This window comes from Pontiella sp., assembly GCF_041622395.1.
Lineage (GTDB): Bacteria > Verrucomicrobiota > Kiritimatiellia > Kiritimatiellales > Pontiellaceae > Pontiella.
In genome coordinates this window covers 1-17378 of the sequence record NZ_JBFJYW010000039.1, presented here as the reverse complement: position 1 = coordinate 17378, position 17378 = coordinate 1, and the positions used below count along the sequence as shown (strand labels likewise).

Annotated in this window: 17 protein-coding genes; 6 read left to right on the top strand and 11 right to left on the bottom strand. The window is 63.0% G+C overall.

The window, feature by feature from the left end:
* Positions 1-141: 141 nt before the first annotated feature.
* The 9 genes from ABYO54_RS03840 to thrC form a co-directional block, all read right to left on the bottom strand.
* The gene (locus ABYO54_RS03840) at positions 142-1473 is read right to left on the bottom strand and encodes a tripartite tricarboxylate transporter permease (protein WP_372806921.1); all 1332 of its coding nucleotides are present in this window, start codon (positions 1471-1473) and stop codon (positions 142-144) included.
* Between the two features lie 3 nt (positions 1474-1476).
* Positions 1477-2148 carry an OB-fold nucleic acid binding domain-containing protein gene (locus ABYO54_RS03835; RefSeq protein ID WP_372806920.1) on the bottom strand — a complete coding sequence of 224 codons (672 nt, stop codon included), beginning with the start codon at positions 2146-2148 and terminating at the stop codon, positions 1477-1479.
* Positions 2149-2255: 107 nt separating this feature from the next.
* A complete protein-coding gene (locus ABYO54_RS03830) occupies positions 2256-3185 on the bottom strand; it encodes an MlaD family protein (protein WP_372806919.1) in 930 nt (309 codons plus the stop codon).
* Entirely contained in the window at positions 3178-3942 is a 765-nt protein-coding gene (locus tag ABYO54_RS03825; protein WP_372806918.1) for an ABC transporter ATP-binding protein, read from the bottom strand. Before ABYO54_RS03825 ends, ABYO54_RS03830 begins: the two co-directional genes overlap by 8 nt.
* Positions 3939-4727, bottom strand: a complete 789-nt coding sequence (locus ABYO54_RS03820) for an MlaE family ABC transporter permease (RefSeq protein WP_372806917.1) — start codon at positions 4725-4727, stop codon at positions 3939-3941. The genes ABYO54_RS03825 and ABYO54_RS03820 overlap by 4 nt, the downstream gene beginning before the upstream one ends.
* A 20-nt stretch (positions 4728-4747) precedes the next feature.
* The gene (locus tag ABYO54_RS03815; RefSeq protein ID WP_372806916.1) at positions 4748-6046 is read right to left on the bottom strand and encodes a hypothetical protein; all 1299 of its coding nucleotides are present in this window, start codon (positions 6044-6046) and stop codon (positions 4748-4750) included.
* On the bottom strand, positions 6043-7305 hold the full coding sequence (locus ABYO54_RS03810; protein WP_372806915.1) for an ABC transporter permease: 1263 nt from the start codon (positions 7303-7305) through the stop codon (positions 6043-6045). The genes ABYO54_RS03815 and ABYO54_RS03810 overlap by 4 nt, the downstream gene beginning before the upstream one ends.
* Positions 7305-7925, bottom strand: coding sequence for a Uma2 family endonuclease (locus ABYO54_RS03805; protein ID WP_372806914.1), 621 nt, complete (start codon positions 7923-7925; stop codon positions 7305-7307). Before ABYO54_RS03805 ends, ABYO54_RS03810 begins: the two co-directional genes overlap by 1 nt.
* A 17-nt stretch (positions 7926-7942) precedes the next feature.
* Complete coding sequence (gene thrC, locus ABYO54_RS03800) at positions 7943-9322, bottom strand: threonine synthase (protein ID WP_372806913.1); 1380 nt, start codon at positions 9320-9322, stop codon at positions 7943-7945.
* Positions 9323-9467: 145 nt separating this feature from the next.
* Here thrC and ABYO54_RS03795 point away from each other — a divergent pair, with 145 nt between their 5' ends.
* Positions 9468-10409: a serine O-acetyltransferase gene (locus ABYO54_RS03795; protein WP_372806912.1), complete on the top strand. Its 942-nt coding sequence runs from the start codon at positions 9468-9470 to the stop codon at positions 10407-10409.
* Positions 10410-10415: 6 nt separating this feature from the next.
* Here the strand turns inward: ABYO54_RS03795 and ABYO54_RS03790 are convergent, their stop codons facing one another.
* Both ABYO54_RS03790 and ABYO54_RS03785 read right to left on the bottom strand, forming a co-directional pair.
* A complete protein-coding gene (locus ABYO54_RS03790; RefSeq protein WP_372806911.1) occupies positions 10416-11471 on the bottom strand; it encodes an ATP-binding protein in 1056 nt (351 codons plus the stop codon).
* Positions 11468-12163, bottom strand: a complete 696-nt coding sequence (locus tag ABYO54_RS03785) for a response regulator transcription factor (RefSeq protein WP_372806910.1) — start codon at positions 12161-12163, stop codon at positions 11468-11470. The genes ABYO54_RS03790 and ABYO54_RS03785 overlap by 4 nt, the downstream gene beginning before the upstream one ends.
* Before the next feature lie 140 nt (positions 12164-12303).
* Between ABYO54_RS03785 and ABYO54_RS03780 the strand changes: the two genes are divergently transcribed.
* From ABYO54_RS03780 to ABYO54_RS03760, 5 genes are read left to right on the top strand one after another with little or no spacing between them, the layout of a single operon-like run.
* On the top strand, positions 12304-12888 hold the full coding sequence (locus ABYO54_RS03780; protein ID WP_372806909.1) for a hypothetical protein: 585 nt from the start codon (positions 12304-12306) through the stop codon (positions 12886-12888).
* Between the two features lie 3 nt (positions 12889-12891).
* A complete protein-coding gene (locus ABYO54_RS03775; protein WP_372806908.1) occupies positions 12892-14055 on the top strand; it encodes a type III polyketide synthase in 1164 nt (387 codons plus the stop codon).
* The gene (locus ABYO54_RS03770) at positions 14033-14542 is read left to right on the top strand and encodes a hypothetical protein (protein WP_372806907.1); all 510 of its coding nucleotides are present in this window, start codon (positions 14033-14035) and stop codon (positions 14540-14542) included. The genes ABYO54_RS03775 and ABYO54_RS03770 overlap by 23 nt, the downstream gene beginning before the upstream one ends.
* Entirely contained in the window at positions 14532-16505 is a 1974-nt protein-coding gene (locus ABYO54_RS03765; RefSeq protein WP_372806906.1) for an FAD-dependent monooxygenase, read from the top strand. The genes ABYO54_RS03770 and ABYO54_RS03765 overlap by 11 nt, the downstream gene beginning before the upstream one ends.
* Positions 16502-17260, top strand: coding sequence for a ubiquinone/menaquinone biosynthesis methyltransferase (locus ABYO54_RS03760; RefSeq protein ID WP_372806905.1), 759 nt, complete (start codon positions 16502-16504; stop codon positions 17258-17260). Before ABYO54_RS03765 ends, ABYO54_RS03760 begins: the two co-directional genes overlap by 4 nt.
* The last annotated feature ends 118 nt before the right edge of the window (positions 17261-17378 follow it).

The window sequence follows — 17378 nt, the reverse complement described above, 5'->3', positions numbered from 1 at the left end:
TATTTGGTGATGCGGTCCGAGGAGGCCTCATCCGGAGTTGCGCCGGTGTTGTCCAGGTCCATGTCCCGGCTCTCGTACGCAGCTGCCCTAGGTCGTCGCATTAGTAGGTGGTCCCCGAGAGGAACCGTCAATTGCGAAATCTCACACCAGTCCGAGCCAGGCGGCAACGGCCGAGCCGCAGCCGGACATGTTGCAGGCGATGGGCAGCAGCAGGATCCCGAGAGCGTTGAGCCGGCGCGATCCGAACAGGACGGGAATCAAGCCGATCCCCGCCCCGACGACCATAATGAAAATCCCCACCCAGCCGGTCACCAGATAGACCATCAGCAGAATGATCAGCAGCGCCGCGCCGGAGATGGTGCGGTAGTCGACCCGCCCCATCAGCCAAAGCGTGAAGCGAGTCAGCGGCGACAGCAAAAGAAAAGAAACGGCCCCCGAGATCGCGATGCAGCCGAGGGCGAGAAAGTAGTCGCTCCAACCGGAAGGTTCGTAGAGCCCGCCGATGATCCAGGCCCCGCCGCCACGGGTGAGATTCAGGCCGGGCGCGAAGAAGAGCACCAGCGCCCCGGTGTAGTAGACCATCTTGGAAACGCCCTGGCTCATCATGAAAACGCGCTCGTCGCGCTGGGCGGTGGCGTGCCCGGCGAGCAGCCCGCCCACCCCGCCGGTTACGACGGGAAAGAAGGCGGCAAAGCCGCCGCCGAGCCCGCCCGCCGCCGCGCTGCGCAGAATCACATCGCCGGTGATCCCGAGCGATTTTCCGATGCGTTGCTCCGGCACCTGCACGCCGCTAACCAGGTTGAGCAGGCACCACGGCACGGCGAAGAGGCCGACGAACGCGGGCATGATGTTCTGGAAGGCCACATCGACGGAAACGGGCGAGCGGTAGAGCAGAATAAACCCCAGCCAACCGGAGAGGAAAAACGTCAGCAATCCGGCGCCAAGCCCCTTCCAGGCATCGAAGAACTTCCCCCATCCGGCTTCGCCGAAGTTGCCGCCCTTGGGCCATTCGGTCATGAGAATGAAGGTGATGATGACCCAGAGGATCCAATGCATGTGCGGCATCAGCACATCGTGCGCAACCGGCAGGAACTTCGGCGCCAGCGGAGCGACCACGAACAACAGCAGGCCGATTCCGGCCAAGCCGCCGACGCCGATGATCATGACGCCTTCGTAGCCGCGGCCGCCCATCAGATATTTCTGGCCCGGCAGCACGGTGAAGATGGCGCTCTCGTCGGGCGCCCCGAGCAACACGGACGGGATCGTGTTGAGCATCGACCATCCGCAGACCAGGCCGACCATGAATGCCACCACCAGCTCGCCGCCGATCGCCATGCCGGCATCCTGCGCCCCGTAGAGGAACATGGCGGCCAGCCCCATCACGTTGTAAACGTGCAGCCCCGGCAGGATGGCGAACAGGCACGAGGCCAGCGTTCCTCCAAGCACGGCGAGGATGACGGGAAAGACGACCATCGGCTATTCCAATGCGCGGATCTGCGCGGCCTCCCAAACCTTGAGTTGCACCTGGTCCTTGTAGACGCCGATGGTGCCGAAAATTTCAACCACGTCGCCGACGGCCACCGCGGGGGCATCCGCAAGCCAATGGACCACCTCCAGCGTACCGCTTTCGTCGGCCAGCACCAGCTTGTACGGCGAGTTCGACCCGGCCCGCGGCGCCCACACTTTTGAGACGCGCCCGACCACGGCCATGCGCTCCCCTTTGCGGTCGGCCGTGATTTCGGCGAGCTTGGTTCCGGCCACGGGGATGGAATCATCGACGGAGACCTCCACCGCCTGCGCCCGCAGGCGGACCTCGTTGCCCGCGCCGACGCTGAGGTTGCCGGAGACCGCAACCGGACTCCCGGCCAAGGGCAAGCGCCCGTCCGGCGAGTCGTTGGAAAAGACCGCGAGGGTGCCGGTGCCGTCGTCGACCACATACAGCACCGACCCGCTGCGCAACCTGCGGGCATCGGATTCGAGCACGCCTTCGATGCGCACGCGGGCAAAATTCATCGCCGGCGAAATGTCGCCGATCCGGACAACGGGCAATGCGCGGCTACGCGCATAGGAATGAAGCAACAGCAGCCCGGCAACCGCAACGACGACCGCCGAGAGGCGAAGCACCTTGAGGCCCATGCGCTTTTCCACCCGCATTCCGCAGTGGGCGCATCGGGCGGCGGGGCCCACAACACGACCGCAATGCGGGCATTGCGTTTCGTTTGTTTGCGTGGCCGGCCCGCCCATGGTTACTCCCGTTAGAACGCTCCGAAAAGTACACTGCCGAACGAGGTGATCGGCGAGGCCTCGCGCAGGTCGTCGACCGCGGCGCGCACATCTTCGACCAGCGAAGCGGCTTCGTCGTAGAGCTTGGCATCGTGTACCAGCTTGCCGAGCGTCCCCTCGCCGGAATCGATGCTCTCGGCGATGCCGCGCGCGGCGGCCATGGTGGCGGAAAGATCGTCGTAGAGCTGGGCGTCCTCGGCCATCAACTTGCCGAGCGTCCCTTCGCCGGCGGAGAGGCGGTCGCTGACGGTGCGCAGATTGCCCACGATCGCCTGGATTTCCTGGTAGACGTCGTCGTCCTTGAGCAATTTACCCACCGTGCCTTCGCCGTTTTCCACGCGCTTGACCATTTCCATGAGGTCTTCGGAAACCTCGACCATGTTGTTGTACATCGCATCGTCGTGCAGCAGCTTGCCCAAGGTCCCCTGCCCCTGGTCAACGGCGGAGATCATCGACTGCAAGCCGCTGACGGCTTCGCCGAGCTGCTCGATCATATCGACGGGTTTGGAACCGAGGATCGTGACGTTATTGCCCAGCACGGGCGCGTCCTCCGGGCCTTCGTAGATCTTGAGGTATTTGCCGCCGAGCATGGAGGCATCGACCACGTCGATCTGGTAGCCGTGGCGCAGGCTAATCGGCACGTCGAGTGTCACGAAGACATGCACGCGGCTGTCCTCGAGCATCGTCTGCTTGACGCGACCGATGTTCATGCCGCGCAGATAGACGTTGTCGCCCTCGCGCAGTCCGCTGACTTCGCTGAAGACGAATTCGTAGGGATAGGAGTCCTTCAGCAGGTTTTCGCGGCTGAGCACGATCGTGAAGATGCCCAGCGCGATCAGCACGGAGAACATGAATAGCCCGACCAAAATTTCGACGGAGACCTCTCGACTGGATTTACTCATGGCCCATGCCTTCCCACTTACCTTTTTTCGTAATGTATTGCGACTCCAGGAAACTCTGCACCGTGGGGTCCTTCGACCGGATAAACCCCTCCGGCGGGGCATTTTCCACGATGCGCCCTTCATGGAGCATCATAATGCGCGAACCGATGGCCAAAGCACTGTGCAGGTCATGGGTTACAACCACGCTCGTTATACCGAGTCGCTCGCGCATGTTCACGATTAAATCGTCGATTCGTCGCGAGGTGACCGGGTCGAGGCCGGAGGTCGGCTCGTCGTAGAGCACGATCTGCGGGTCCATGATGATTGCGCGGGCGAGCCCGGCGCGTTTTTGCATGCCGCCGGAGATGTCGGACGGGAACTTGTCGCCGGCGTCGTCGAGGCTGAGCAGTTCGAGTTTTTGGTCGACGCGGCGGAGGATCTCGTCGTCGGGCAACTTGGTATGTTCGCGCAGCGGGAGGGCGACGTTGTCGCGCACGCTCATCCATTGCAGCAGCGCCGCGCCCTGGAAGAGGACGCCGAACTTGGCGCGCGCCTGCCGCAGCCCATTGCGGCCGAGCTGGTTGATGTCCTCGCCGTCGATCACGATGCGCCCCGCGTCGGGTTGCATCAGGCGGATCATGTGCTTGAGGGTAACGCTCTTGCCCGCCCCCGAAAGCCCGACAATGACGAAGGTTTCGCCCGGGCCGACCTCGAAGTCGATGCCGTCGAGCACGGCCCGGTTTCCAAGCACCTTGGTAACGTTTTCGAAGCGGATCATATGTAGAACAACCTCGTTACCATGTAGCCGACCACCAGAATGACCAGAAATGAGATGATGACCGAGCGCCGCGTGGCCTTGCCGACGCCGACGGCGCCCTCGGTCGTCATGAAGCCTTGGTGGCATGCGACCGTGGTGATGATGACGCCGAAGAGGAAGGCCTTGAAGAGGCCGACATAGAGGTCCTTGTTGGTGGCGAACTGGGTGGCGTTGTCCATGTAGGCCGCGAACGAAACCCCGAGCTGGGTCGAGCCGACCACCGCGCCGCCGAGAATGCCGAGAATATTGGTGTAGATGGTCAGCAGCGGCATCATCACGATCAGCGCAACCAGCCGCGGCATGACGAGGAAGCGGTTGGGATTGATGCTCATCACCTCCAGCGCTGAGATCTCTTCGGAGACGGTCATGGTGCCGAGCTGCGCGGCGATGGCCGAGCCGACGCTGGCGGAGATGATCAGCCCGGTCATGAACGGGCCCATCTCGCGGATCATCGAGACGGCGACGGCGGAACCGATGAAGACCTCCTGCCCGTAGCGGCGCAGTTCGAGTCCGGTCTGCAACGCGAGAATCATGCCGGTGAAGAGCGCCACCACCGAGATGACCGCCAGGCTCTTGATGCCCGTGATATAGAGTTGCGTGAAGGTTTCCTGGCGGCTGCGTTTGCCGAGGGCGAATTGCATGAACCAGAACGCTTCGAGCAGCATGAACATGCCGTGTCCGGTGTCGTGCAGCAACTGCAGCACCTGGGCGCCGAGCCGCTGCGCCGAGCGAACGGGATACCGCATGTAGTTTGTGGAGTAAAAGGTTATGGCTGCTCCTTCGCGCCACCGAACCACATGAACAGCACCCGGTAGCGACGGTTGTTTTCGTTCTTTTTATATCCGGCCAAACCTTTGAGCAAGCTCCATTCAAACTGCTCGTCGTCCTGGGTTTGGCGATAGAGCCCCCAGAGCAGGTGGTGGCCGATCTCCCCCTCGACCTCCATCCGGCGGTAGAGCGTCCACCACGGGGCCCAGTTGCGTTCGATGCCCGGCGTGTTGCGCAGCGGCCAAAGATCGAGCGTTCGGAAGCGGGAGCGGTCGAGGTTGCGCTCCCAGCTCATGAGCGGCCAGATTTTCCAATAGCGCGAAACGACGTCGCCCGTCTCGAATTCCGGGGTCGGTCGGGTCACGACATCGGCATGGTAGTGAACGAACGGCACGGCCCGTTTCCGGTGGCGGTTGTAGTGGGGATACTCGGCGGTATCGTTCCAAAGCAACGGCCATAGCCAGTATTGCTTCGTCAGCGTGCCGTAGCGTTTCTTGCCGTAGAACGGCCAGAAGATCCGCTTATGCATTTCGCCGTCGGCCAACTGGATGAAGGGCCAAGGCGCATTGACGATCCATTGATTATCGCTGGACATGTAGCGGAAGAACGGGGCGACCAGCCAATAGTTGTCGGCGCGTTCCGTTTTGACCCGCCCATAGACGGGGACGATGATGAATCCGCCGCCGGGGTTGCGGTCGTTGGTGTATTCGACCGTGTTGACCAGGGGCCAGAGGTAGGACTTTTTCACGAACTCGCCTTCCAGCGTGCTGGTCGAATAGAAAGGCAACGCCCGGAAACGGTCCACCCCTTCGCCGTGGGTTTTCGAGAAGAGCGGCCAAAGCCACGTGGTGGATTCCACGTCGTTGACCTGCGATTTCGCATAGAGCGGCCAGAGCGCGAACGAAATCGAGTCGCGCCCCAGAAACTCGCGGATCGTTCCGCCGAAAGGAAAGACGGCCCGATAGTCCTCGCCCTGCGCCGAGGTACCGCTGTACCAGAACGGTAAAATCCAAGTGCGGTCGCGCCCGGTCCGCTCATCCCCGAAATCGGTGGAATAACCGAAGAACAGGATGCGGCCATAGGTTTCCTCCTTGAACCCCTTCTGCGTGTAGAGGGGCCAGAGGTAGTCTTTGCGCCACCGTTCCGCGTCTTCGACCGTGTGCGAATAGAACGGACGCCAGGCAAGGAACGACGCCCCGTTCGTCTCCGCCTGCTTCACATACAGCGGATCCCCGTCGATCTGCGCAAAGGCCGATGCCGCGCCGAGCAAAACCAGACTGAACCATCGGCGCCTCATTCATGCCTCAGCGCATCAACGGGTTCCATGCGGGCGGCGCGCCAAGCCGGCAGGGCCCCGGCCAAGGTGCTGAACACCATGACAATGACACAGACGGACAGGGAATCGCTCAACGTGGTGCGCGACGGCATTTCCGTGAACATGTAGAACTCGGGCGACATCAGGCTCGGATTGAAGATCCGCAGGAAGTTGAGCACGGCATCGAGGTTGGCGGAGACCCACATGCCCATGGCCACGCCGAACAGGCAGCCGAAGATGCCCTGCACCGACCCGAGCATGAAGAAGGTTCCGACAATCTGGCCATTGGAAAAGCCGAGCGCCTTGAGCAGGCCAATCTCGTGGGTTTTCTGCACGCACATGGTGATGAGCGTGTTGGTGACGCTCATCGTCGCCACCAGCGAGATGCCGCAGAGCAGGATGAACATCATGTTCTTTTCAACGGCCAACGTGCTGAGCATCGCCTGGTTGATGTCCATCCAGGTGCGCACCTGCAAATAGCGGAACCAGCTCCACTTGGCGTCGGCACGTGCCGCGGCCGCCAAGCGCTCGCGGATCTCGACGGCCTTTTTTTCCACGGCGAAGGGCTCCTCGACGAGCAGGCGCAGGGTCTGCACCCCCTGTTCCATGGCAAAAACGTCGCGGGCCGTCGGCAAGGAGGAGATCATCAACTTGGAATCGATCTCGTACATGCCGACCGAAAAGATGCCCGAGACCGTCAGCTCTTCCGGCAGCCGGATTTCGTCCTCGCTGACCAAGCATTGCGACGACCAGACCGTCAGCTTGTCGCCGACGAAGGTGCCCAGCTGCATCGCCAGCCGGTCGGCGACCGCAACGGTTTCGTCATCGAGGGGAAGCACCCCCTCGGTCATGTAGCTCTCGACGTCGGAGATGCCTTTTTCCAATTCGGGATCGATGCCCCGCAACACCGCCGTCACGGTCTGACCGTTCGGCGTCATGATCACGAATCCTTCGACGGAGGGCGCGGAGGCCTTGAGGCCGGGCATGCCCTTCAACGCCTCCAGCACGGGCTCGGCGGGATAGTTGCCATCGCCGCGCAAGGAAACCTGGATATGCGAATCCAGCTTCATCATGTGCTCTTTGTGCACATCGTCGAACCCGGTCATCACCGAAAGCACGACGATCAATACCGCCACCCCCAGCATGATGCCCATCATCGTCAGCACCGTAATGACCGACACCATCGAGCGCTTCGGCTTCAGGTATTTGAACGCGAGATAGAGAGAGAACGGTAGTTGCATTATTCGCCTTCGGCGCCGTACGGCGCACCATCTTCTTTAACCACATAGACCTGCTCGCCGGGGTCCACCGGAAAATCGAACACCGCCGGAAGATCCAGCTTCAGCTCCTCGAAACCCGGCGAAACAAACGCATCCCCGACCTGGTATAGCCCCATGAAACGGTAGGTCGCGCCATCGAGCAGGAACACCTCGATGCTCGCGGGAAGGGGCGAAACCAACCAAACCTCTTTTACGCCCGCGCGGGCATAGAGCCCCATCTTCCGCTTGCGGTCGTGGTTCATCGTCGAAGGCGAGAGAATCTCGATCACCAGTGCCGGAGCGCCCTCGACGTGCGTCTCCTTGATCTGATCGCGGTCGCACACCACCATCAGGTCCGGCTGCACCACGTCCTCGTCGGAAAGCTTCAAATCCGTCGGCGCAACAAAGGGCTTGCAGGGTTTCCCCTTGAAGAAATTCCCCAACTGGAGGCTCAGCTCGAAAACAATGCCCTGATGCCGCGCCGAGGGCGCCGGCGACATATCGAAAACCTCGCCGCCAATCAGTTCGACGCGCGGACCGTCCGGCAGGCGCCGATAGTCATCCCATGTTTGGTGTTTGCTCTGGAACGCTCGTTCTCCCATGGCAGCCTCCTGCGGACTTAAATGTGCTCAACGAGGTATTGCTTCACGGCATCGACATCGTTGGCGATGGAGTCGCAGCGGGTTTCGGCGTCGGCGAGGGCGTCGAGCGTCGGGTGGTGGACGGCCTCGCCCGTGGCGTCGATGATCGCCTGGGTGAATTTGGCGGGGTGCGCGGTGGCGAGGCAGATGGTTGGAGCGGCGTCGTCCGGGTACTGTTCGGCCACGAGCACGCCGACGGCGGTGTGCGGATCGAGCACATAGCCGAATTCATCCTTGTAGCGCTTGATGGTTGCGAGCGTGCCGGCGGTGTCGCCGCGCCCGGCAAGGAACAGCTCGTCGACCACGCCGTTTTCGTTCAGCGCCACCTTCAGCGAACCGCTGTTTTTGAAGTCGTTCATCAGGCCAACGAGCGTTTCGGGATTCCGCCCGACCTTGAAGTAGAGATAGCGCTCGAAGTTGCTGGCAACCTGGATATCCATCGACGGGCTGATGGTCGGCACGACGCCGGCCATGCCGTAGACGCCGGAATTGAAGAAGCGCGAAAGGATGTCGTTTTCGTTGGTGGCGAGAATCAGCCGGCGGATCGGCAGGCCCATTTGCTGCGCGAGATAGCCCGCGAGGATGTCGCCGAAGTTGCCGGTCGGAACCGAGAACCGGACCGAGGAGGCGCCGCGTTTTTCCATGGCGCGGAAGGCGGCATAGAAATAGTAGACGGTCTGGGCCAGCACGCGCGCCCAGTTGACGGAATTGACGGAGCCGAGCGAGTGTTCGGTCTTGAACGGAACATCGCCGAAGGTGGTTTTCATGATGTTCTGGCAATCGTCGAACGTGCCCTCGACCGCGAGGTTGAAGACGTTGGCGTCGAGCACGGAAGTCATCTGCTTTTCCTGCAGCGGGCTGGTGCGCCCGGCCGGATGCATGATGAAGATGTTGATGTTCGGCTTGCCGCGTACGCCGTGGATCGCCGCGCTGCCCGTATCGCCGGAGGTGGCGCCGAGAATGTTCAGCTTGCCGCCGCGCTTTTCCAGAATATAGGAGAAGAGGTTGCCGAGGAACTGGAGGGCGACGTCCTTGAAGGCGAGGGTCGGCCCGTGGAAGAGCTCCAGGATTTCGAAGTCGCCGACGCTGACGGACGGCGCCACCTCGGGATGCTCGAACGTGGCATAGGAATCGTTGATCAGCTTTTTCAGGTCGTCCGCCGGGATATCGGTGGCGAACAGGCCAATGACCTCGAACGCCAGCTCCGCATACGGAAGCTTCGACCACGCCTCCAGCCGGTCGGAAACGTTCGGCAACGACTCCGGCAGCAACAGGCCGCCGTCGGGCGCGAGCCCGGTCATAACCGCATCCTGAAAACCAATGGGCGCCATCTGCCCGCGGGTACTGATGTATTTCATATCCTGATTCCTGTTGTTTCCCCAATTGAACAAAGGCGGATTGACGCAGATTGAAAAAAACGCCGCAATCATTTTGTCCTTAATTATTTTGCGTCGCTCCTCCGGCATGGGTAGCCTGCCCTGTCTTTTGAACCAAGGGATGTGCATGAACACGATCAAACAAATCGAAGAAACCGCGGCCAGGCTGGTCCCGCTCTATGCCCAGGAAGAAACCGACCTGCCGGACCGCCCGCTGTGGTCGCACCCGGAGCTGGATCAAGTCATCGAGGCCCTGCGGCTGCTTTCCGACGTACTCTTCCCCGGCCGCCATATCCCTGAACCGGCCGACTTCCGCAGTTTCTTTATCAAGCAGCTGAAGAACACCGCCGAAATCCTGGAGCAGGAAATCGAAAAGGCCCTGCCGTTCCGCTGGATGGGGGCCGCCGACCTGCATGAAAAACGGCCGCCGATCGACAACCTGTTTCTCGCATCCACCGAAATCGTGAACGCCTTCCTCGGCACGCTCCCGGCCATCCGCACGTTGCTGATCGAGGACGTCAAAGCCGCCTACAACGGCGACCCGGCGGCACTGAGCTATGCCGAGGTGAAGCTGGCCTACCCCGGCCTGGTGGCAATCACCTCGCACCGCGTCGCCCACGAACTCTACAAACTCAACGTCCCGCTGATTCCCCGCATCATGAGCGAATACACCCATTCGCTCACCGGGATCGACATCCATCCCGGCGCCAAGATCGGCAAAGGCTTCTTCATCGACCACGGAACCGGCGTCGTGATCGGCGAAACCTGCCACATCGGCAACAACGTCAAGCTCTACCAAGGCGTGACGCTCGGCGCGAAAAGCTTCCCGCTCGACGAACACGGCCGCCCGATCAAACACATCCAGCGGCACCCGACCGTCGAAGACAACGTGGTCGTCTACGCCAACAGCACCATTCTCGGCGGCGACACGGTCATTGGAAAAGGCACCACCGTGGCCGGCAACGTTTTCCTGATGGAAAGCACGCCGTCCGGCAGCCTCGTGACCCGCTCCGACGGCGGCGTAATGATCCGCACCCGCGAAGTTCCCGGCCACGGCCTGGGCATCTAGGCGGCGTCACCCGCGCCTGGCGGGGAACTCCATCCAGAAACGGCAACCGCCGCCGGAACGCTCCTCGACGCCGCAATGGCCGGCGTGCGCCTGGCAGATATCGGCCACGATCGCCAGCCCCAGCCCGACGCTCTCCTTGCCCGAGGCCTCGTTGCGCTGGTAGGGCCGGAACACGGAAACCTTCTGCTCGGGGGGAAGCCCCGGCCCCGAATCGTCGACCGTAATCCGGGCCGTGCCGGGCGCCGGACGGGACAATCCGATTTCGATGCGCCCGCCGTCCGGCGAAAATTTGAGGGCGTTGTCGAGCAGGTTGGCCAGCGCCTCGCGCAGGAGATCGGAAATCCCGTTGATCCGCAGCGGCGCGTCCGGGGCGGTGAGTTCCACGGTCAGCCCGCGCATCTCGCCGATGGCCTGGCCTTCGCGCACCACCTCGCGGGCGATCTCCTGCAGGCAGACCTCGGTCTGGCACTCGCCCAAGGCGCCGCCGGCGGCGCGGGCCAGCATCAGCAACTGCTCCACGGTCCGCCCCAGGCGGTCCGTGTCTTCGAGAATGTTGCCGATCACGGAGCGGTATTCCTCGTCGGTGCGCGGACGCTTGAGGCAAACCTCGCTGTTGGTCCGGATGGCGGCCAGCGGATTGCGCAGCTGGTGGGAGGCGTCGTGGCTGAAGCGCTGCAACCGGTCGAGCAGGTTTTGGTAGCGGTCGAACGCTTGGTTCAGGGTGGCGGCCAGCCGGCCGACTTCATCGGCCGGGTTTTCCACCTCGATGCGGTCGTCGAGCCGCCCGTTGCCGATTCGTTCGGCCTGCACCACCATCGCGTTCCAGGGGCGCAGCAACAGCTTGGCAATCAACCAGGCCCCGCCCAGGCTGGCCGGGAACAGGACCGCCATCACCACGCCCAGCACCGCAAGCTCCTCCAGCTCCTCCCCCAACAGGTCGGGATTGTGGACATATTCATAGGCATCGAACGAGAAGAGCGCCAAACCGATCAACGAAAACACAATCAGGGTATGGATGGCCAACCAGACAAAGAAGCGGAAGCGGATCGTCTGTTTCTTCATTCCTTCTCCTTCAGCACGAGGCCCACGCCGCGCACCGTATGCAGCAACGGCGCATGGCCGGGCCCATCCAGCTTCTGCCGCAGGCGCGACACGTGCACATCGAGCACGTTTTCCATCGAGGCCATCGCCGACCGAACGTTCCATACTTTCTGCTGGATCATCTGGCGCGTGGCAACCTGGCCGCGCAGGGATGCGAGATAGGCCAGCAGATCGAATTCGCGGGGCGTCAAATCCAGCACCTGCCCGCCGCGCGAGGCGGTGCGGCTCGGCAGATCGATCGTCAAATCCCCGACCGACCGCTGCAGCTGGACACGCTCGGAATGGCGCAGCTGGATGCGGATGCGGGCGAGCAGCTCCTCGAACGCATAGGGCTTGACCATATAGTCGTCGGCGCCGCCCTCCAGCCCGCCCAGCCGATCGGCGATCCCGGAGCGCGCCGTACTGATGATGACGGGCAGATCGGCATTGCGCCCGCGGATGTTTTCCAGCAACGCGGCGCCATCGCCGTCGGGCAGGCCCATGTCCAGCAGCACCAAGGCCGGCGGAGCTTCGTCGAGCAGCAGCTCCGCATCGCGGACGGACCCGGCGATCCGGCAGGCAAAGCCCGCTTCCCGCAACCCCTGCGCCAGGCGTTCCGCCAAACTCACATCGTCTTCCACAATCAATATCAGGTCTTGCGGCCGATCCATCATCCATGCCTCCAATGATCGGAAGCTACCACCGCCGCCACGGCACCGCAATCCCCTTAACCTTACGGTCTCTTCAGGTAACTTCCCTTGCGGATCACACGCGCCGAACCCACAGTTGCGCCCATACAACCAAGGAGAACACCATGATTGGAAACCCCCGTTCGAAAACCCGCTTCCTCCTGGCCACAACCGGCCTGGCGCTCTCCCTCGCCGCAAGCGGAGCGGTCGTGGGAAAGGCCAACATCCGGTTCAAGGGCACCTCGACGCTGCACGACTTCGAGGGAACGGTTCCGGCCAGGCCCTTTTCCGCCACCGTCGCCGCCGGCGCCACCAACGGGCAAATGGTGGTCTGCGCATCCACGGTCCTGCGGGTCGACGCGATGACCACCGAGCACAAGAAACGCGACAAGAACATGCTCAACATGCTCGACCAGTCGAACTACGCCGAGATTTCGGGTTCCCTGACCAACGCCCCGATTTCGCTTACCGAAAAAACCGCCGCCACGCTGCACCTGAAAATCCGCGATGTCGAGCAGCAGGTCCCGGTCGTCCTGTCGGACTGGACGCGCGAGGGCGATCTGATGAGCGGCCTGATGTCGTTCCCCGTTTCGCTCAAGACCTTCAAACTCCAAGCGCCGACGGTGATGGGCATCATCCGCGTCGGCGACACCGTCGACGTCGAATGCACCATCCTGATCGATCTCAACCACCAACCCGCAGGGGATTAATCCATGAAAAGCCACATCCATCATATTGAAACGCTGCTCCCGAAATTTTCCTATCGGCAGGACTATTCGAGCGATCGAATGGTCGGCTGGCTGCCGGGCAAGCGCAACCGCCGCATCATCAAAGGCATCTATGGCCACTCCGGCATCGACACCCGCTACAGCGTACTGCCCGACTTCGGCCCCGGCGCGGAGCCCGTCCTCTTCCGCGAGGACGAAAACGGCCGGATCATCGAGCCCTCCACCCAGGCGCGCAACCGCTACTACCAGCAATGCTCCCGCGAAATGGTGGTCGAAGCCGGCCGCAAGGCCCTCGCAAACGCAGAAGGGTTCGCGGCGGGCGACATCACCCACGTGGTCACCGTCTCCTGCACCGGCTTCTACAATCCCGGCCCCGACTTCGATCTGGTCCGCGGCCTCGGTCTGCCCGAAAGCACCGAGCGCTACAACCTCGGCTTCATGGGGTGCTACGCCGCCTTTCCGGCCCTGCGCATGGCCGACCAGTTTTGCCAGGCGCGCCCCGATGCCGTCGTACTGGTGGTCTGCCTGGAGCTCTGCTCGCTCCACCTGCAGTTCCGCGAAGAACCCGACAGCCTGCTGGCCAACTCGCTGTTTGCCGACGGCGCCGCCGCCGTCATCGTCAGCGCCCGGGAGCCCTCCCCCGACCGCCCCTCCCTCGCAATCCAATCCTTCTCCTCGGCGCTCGCCACCGAAGGCGCGGGCGACATGGCCTGGGAAATCGGCGACCACGGCTTCGACATCCGCCTCTCCAGCTATGTGCCGGACATCATCGAGGCGAACATCAAGGCGATCGTCGCGGGCGTGTTGCAATCCTCGCAGCTGGGCCTGGCCGACATCGGCACCTGGGCGGTGCATCCCGGCGGGCGGGCGATCCTCGACAAGATCGAAAAAGGACTGAAACTCGATGCCGGCAAGCTCAACGATTCCCGGGAGGTGCTGCGCAACTACGGCAACATGAGCGCCGTCACGGTGCTCTTCGTGCTGAACCGGATTCTCAACCGGACCCCGATCGACGAACCGCAGCCGGTCTGCGCCATGGCCTTCGGCCCGGGCCTCACCATCGAAACCGCGCTGCTCGAACTCCAAGCCGCCCGTCATCCCCCTCTAAAACAGGAGCGCACCCATTATGCTGAAGAATTTGCTGTTTAGTCTGCTGCTGGCATTGCCGGCCTTTACCGAAGATTTTGTGCTCGCACACAGCGAGGTGCCCAACCGGCTGATTCCGCAGGGCGAGGTCAGGCTTATCACGCGCGGGTCGGACGCCGTGGTGCAGTCGGCCATCAAAACCCGCTACCCCGGCAGGGTCCTCAGCAAGATCACGAAAAGCGAAAAGGAAAACTGGCCGGGCAACGCCGAAATGGAAACCTACATCGCCGCGCTCGAAACCCTCTTTGCGGAATATGAACAACGCGAAAAAGGCACCGTGCTGCTGATCGACTTTATCTCCGGCCCCGGCGGTTCGCGGGTCGAGCTGAGCATCGAACCCGCGCCGCCCTGGCGCACGCTGAAGCTCTCGTCCGCCTATGTGCAGAAGGATCAGGAATACATCCTGGCCGATGCCTTCGGCCGCAAAGCGGACGATGTCATCAAAAAACTCAGGGCACTCACCCCCATGGAAAACCCGCATGGAAAATAGTGTTCAGAACTACACGCCCGCGCAGCGGCTGGTGGCGCTGGCCTACGGGCTGGTCTGCCACATGACCTTTGCCGCCGCGGTCGCCGCCATGGCGCTGGCGCTCTTTACCGGCCTGCGCATCGGGTTCGGCCCGTTCCGCGGCTGGGCCAGTTTGCTGGCGAACGCGGCGCTGATCGCCTCGTTCCCGGTCGCCCACTCGTGGTTGCTCTCCCCGAAAGGGCGGCGCTTCATGGGCCGGCTGGTTCCGCTGGGGATCGGCCCCAAGCTTTCGTGGACGGTCTTTGCAACGATCTCCTCGTTCCAGTTGCTCGGCGTCTTCCTGCTTTGGTCGCCCTCCGGCGTGGTCTGGTGGCAGGCGACCGGCGGGCCGCGCGTGGCGATCGGCATCGCCGCGGTTGGCGCCTGGTTGCTGCTGGGCAAATCGATGGCCGACGCGCAACTCGGCGTGCAGACGGGATATGTCGGCTGGAGTTCGGTGTTCCTCAACCGCAAAGCAACCTATAAGCCCTTTGCAACCCAAGGCCTCTACCGCCATGTCCGGCAGCCGATCTATATCTCCTTCGCGATGCTGCTCTGGCTCACGTCGACCCTGACGCCCGACGGCCTGGCGCTGGCCGTGGCGTGGACCGGCTACTGCGTCGTGGGCTCGGCCATCAAGGAGAAGCGTTTCCTCCGCTATTTCGGCGACGCGTTCCGGAACTACCAGGCGCAGGTCCCGTTCTGGATTCCGGGGCGCAGACAACCCCTTCCGCTAGCCCCTGAAGGGACCACCGATTTCGACGCGATCATCGTCGGCGGCGGCCCCGTCGGCCTGTTGCTCGCCAATCTGCTGGGCAAACGCGGGCTGAAAATCATGGTGGCGGAGCGCCGCACCCAACCCGTGGAAGGTTCGATGGCCATCGGCATCACGCCGCCCTCCCTGCATATCCTCAAGCAGCTGGAGCTCGACCGCACGTTCACCGACGAAGGCATTCCCATTACCACCGCGAAGGTGTTCGAGGCCGGCGCCTTTCTCGGCGACGTCGATTTTTCAACGCTGCCGGCCGCGCACCGCTACATCCTCTCGCTCCCGCAATCCAAAACCATCGCCCTCTTGAAAAAGAATCTGGCCCGATACCCCACAGTCCACCTGCTCGACGGGATGGAGTTCATCGAACACGCCAACGGAGCGAACGGAGTCCGGGCGCGGTTCCACGACGCCAAGAGCTCCGCCGTCACCGAAGTCACCGCCGCCTACCTGCTCGGTTGCGACGGCCACCGCAGCCGGGTCCGGCAAAGCGCCGGCATTCGCTTTCCCGGCGGATACTACCGGCCGAGATTTTTCATGGCCGACTTCGACGACGACACCTCTTTGGGCTCCGAGGCCCACCTCTATTTCGGGCCGAAGGGGTCCGTCGAATCGTTCCCGCTCTCCGGCGGGCGACGGCGTTGGATCATCCAGATGCCGCCCCACGCCCGCCCCGAAACCGTCGACATCGGCCCGACCGTGGCGCGCCAGGTTTTCGAGCGCGCCGGGTTCGACCTGTCCGGTTCGGGCCTCCGGTTCGAGAGCTCGTTCCGCCCGCAACGGCGGCTGGCGCGCACCTATGTCAAGGGCCGCGTGCTGCTGTGCGGCGACGCCGCCCACGTCATGAGCCCCATTGGCGGACAAGGCATGAATACCGGATTCGCCGACGCCGCCCACCTCGACCGCGTACTGGCCGCCGCACTCGAAAATCCCGAAACGGCAACGGCTCTGTTTTCCGGCTACAACCGGGCGCGGCGGCAGTCGTTCCGCATCGCCGCCAGCCGCGCCGCCCGCGGCATGTGGATGGGTACGCGCACCGGGGCCGCCTTTTCCGCCCTGCGCCGAACCTTCGCCGCGCGCGTTTTGTTCCGCCCCTCCATCCGGGAACGGCTCGCCCCCTATTTCGCCATGCTCACCATCCCCGGAAGTCCCCTATCCAAAGGAGCCCAACCATGACCACTGCACGATTCCAACTCAAACCGATGGAACACCTCGGCGCGCCGGAGACGAAGCAAAGCTTCAACCGCTCGCTCTTTTCCGAAGTGGCACCGAAATATGATTTCATCACCAAGGCCCTGTCGTTCGGGCGCGACGCCGCATGGAAGCGTCGCCTGCTGGCCCGCCTGCCCGAAAAGGCCGAGGCGGTCTGCCTCGACCTTGCCTGCGGCACGGGCGACATCACCCGCATGCTTTCCGAGCGCTATCCCGAAGGCCGCATCACCGGGCTGGATCTGACGCCCGCCATGCTGGAGCTGGCCCGCAAGCAGACCGCCAACCCAAAAATAAACTATGTCGAGGGGAGCATGGATGCCCTGCCGTTCGAAGCGGATAGCATCGACCTCGTGACCGGCGGCTATGCCCTGCGCAATGCGCCCGATCTCGGCCGGGCGATCGATGAAATCGCGCGCGTGCTCCGCCCCGGCGGTACGGCCGCCTTCCTCGACTTTTCCAAGCCCGGAAACCGCGCCGGCCAGCAACTCAGCCATTTTGCGCTGAAGCTTTGGGGCGGCCTGTGGGGCCTCGTTCTGCACGGCAACCCGGATGTCTATGGCTATATCGCCGACAGCCTCAAGCTCTATCCGGACCGGGCGGGCCTGAGGGACTGCTTCCGGGAGCGCGGATTCAACCTCCGCGCCAGTACCCGCTTCTTCGGCGGTCTGCTCGAAATCGTGCACTTCGAAAAATCCGGAGCCGGCGCCGATGCTCCCTGACCTCTCCTCCCGCACAACCGTCCGCGAGTTGATGGACGATCCCGACTGCGATGAAACGCGGTTGCTGCGCACCGTCCGCCAGTTTTCCGCGATCAACCGACTGGTGGGACGCTACCGC

Bases quoted from the DNA above. Each gene is read 5' to 3' on its own strand.
- ABYO54_RS03785 (WP_372806910.1), bottom strand. From the start codon at position 12,163: ATGATGGATCGGCCGCAAGACCTGATATTGATTGTGGAAGACGATGTG.
- ABYO54_RS03815 (WP_372806916.1), bottom strand. From the start codon at position 6,046: ATGAGGCGCCGATGGTTCAGTCTGGTTTTGCTCGGCGCGGCATCGGCC.
- ABYO54_RS03795 (WP_372806912.1), top strand. From the start codon at position 9,468: ATGAACACGATCAAACAAATCGAAGAAACCGCGGCCAGGCTGGTCCCG.
- ABYO54_RS03780 (WP_372806909.1), top strand. From the start codon at position 12,304: ATGATTGGAAACCCCCGTTCGAAAACCCGCTTCCTCCTGGCCACAACC.
- ABYO54_RS03765 (WP_372806906.1), top strand. From the start codon at position 14,532: ATGGAAAATAGTGTTCAGAACTACACGCCCGCGCAGCGGCTGGTGGCG.
- ABYO54_RS03825 (WP_372806918.1), bottom strand. From the start codon at position 3,942: ATGATCCGCTTCGAAAACGTTACCAAGGTGCTTGGAAACCGGGCCGTG.
- ABYO54_RS03760 (WP_372806905.1), top strand. From the start codon at position 16,502: ATGACCACTGCACGATTCCAACTCAAACCGATGGAACACCTCGGCGCG.
- ABYO54_RS03770 (WP_372806907.1), top strand. From the start codon at position 14,033: ATGCTGAAGAATTTGCTGTTTAGTCTGCTGCTGGCATTGCCGGCCTTT.
- ABYO54_RS03790 (WP_372806911.1), bottom strand. From the start codon at position 11,471: ATGAAGAAACAGACGATCCGCTTCCGCTTCTTTGTCTGGTTGGCCATC.
- thrC (WP_372806913.1), bottom strand. From the start codon at position 9,322: ATGAAATACATCAGTACCCGCGGGCAGATGGCGCCCATTGGTTTTCAG.
- ABYO54_RS03805 (WP_372806914.1), bottom strand. From the start codon at position 7,925: ATGGGAGAACGAGCGTTCCAGAGCAAACACCAAACATGGGATGACTAT.
- ABYO54_RS03840 (WP_372806921.1), bottom strand. From the start codon at position 1,473: ATGGTCGTCTTTCCCGTCATCCTCGCCGTGCTTGGAGGAACGCTGGCC.
- ABYO54_RS03775 (WP_372806908.1), top strand. From the start codon at position 12,892: ATGAAAAGCCACATCCATCATATTGAAACGCTGCTCCCGAAATTTTCC.
- ABYO54_RS03820 (WP_372806917.1), bottom strand. From the start codon at position 4,727: ATGCGGTATCCCGTTCGCTCGGCGCAGCGGCTCGGCGCCCAGGTGCTG.
- ABYO54_RS03830 (WP_372806919.1), bottom strand. From the start codon at position 3,185: ATGAGTAAATCCAGTCGAGAGGTCTCCGTCGAAATTTTGGTCGGGCTA.
- ABYO54_RS03810 (WP_372806915.1), bottom strand. From the start codon at position 7,305: ATGCAACTACCGTTCTCTCTCTATCTCGCGTTCAAATACCTGAAGCCG.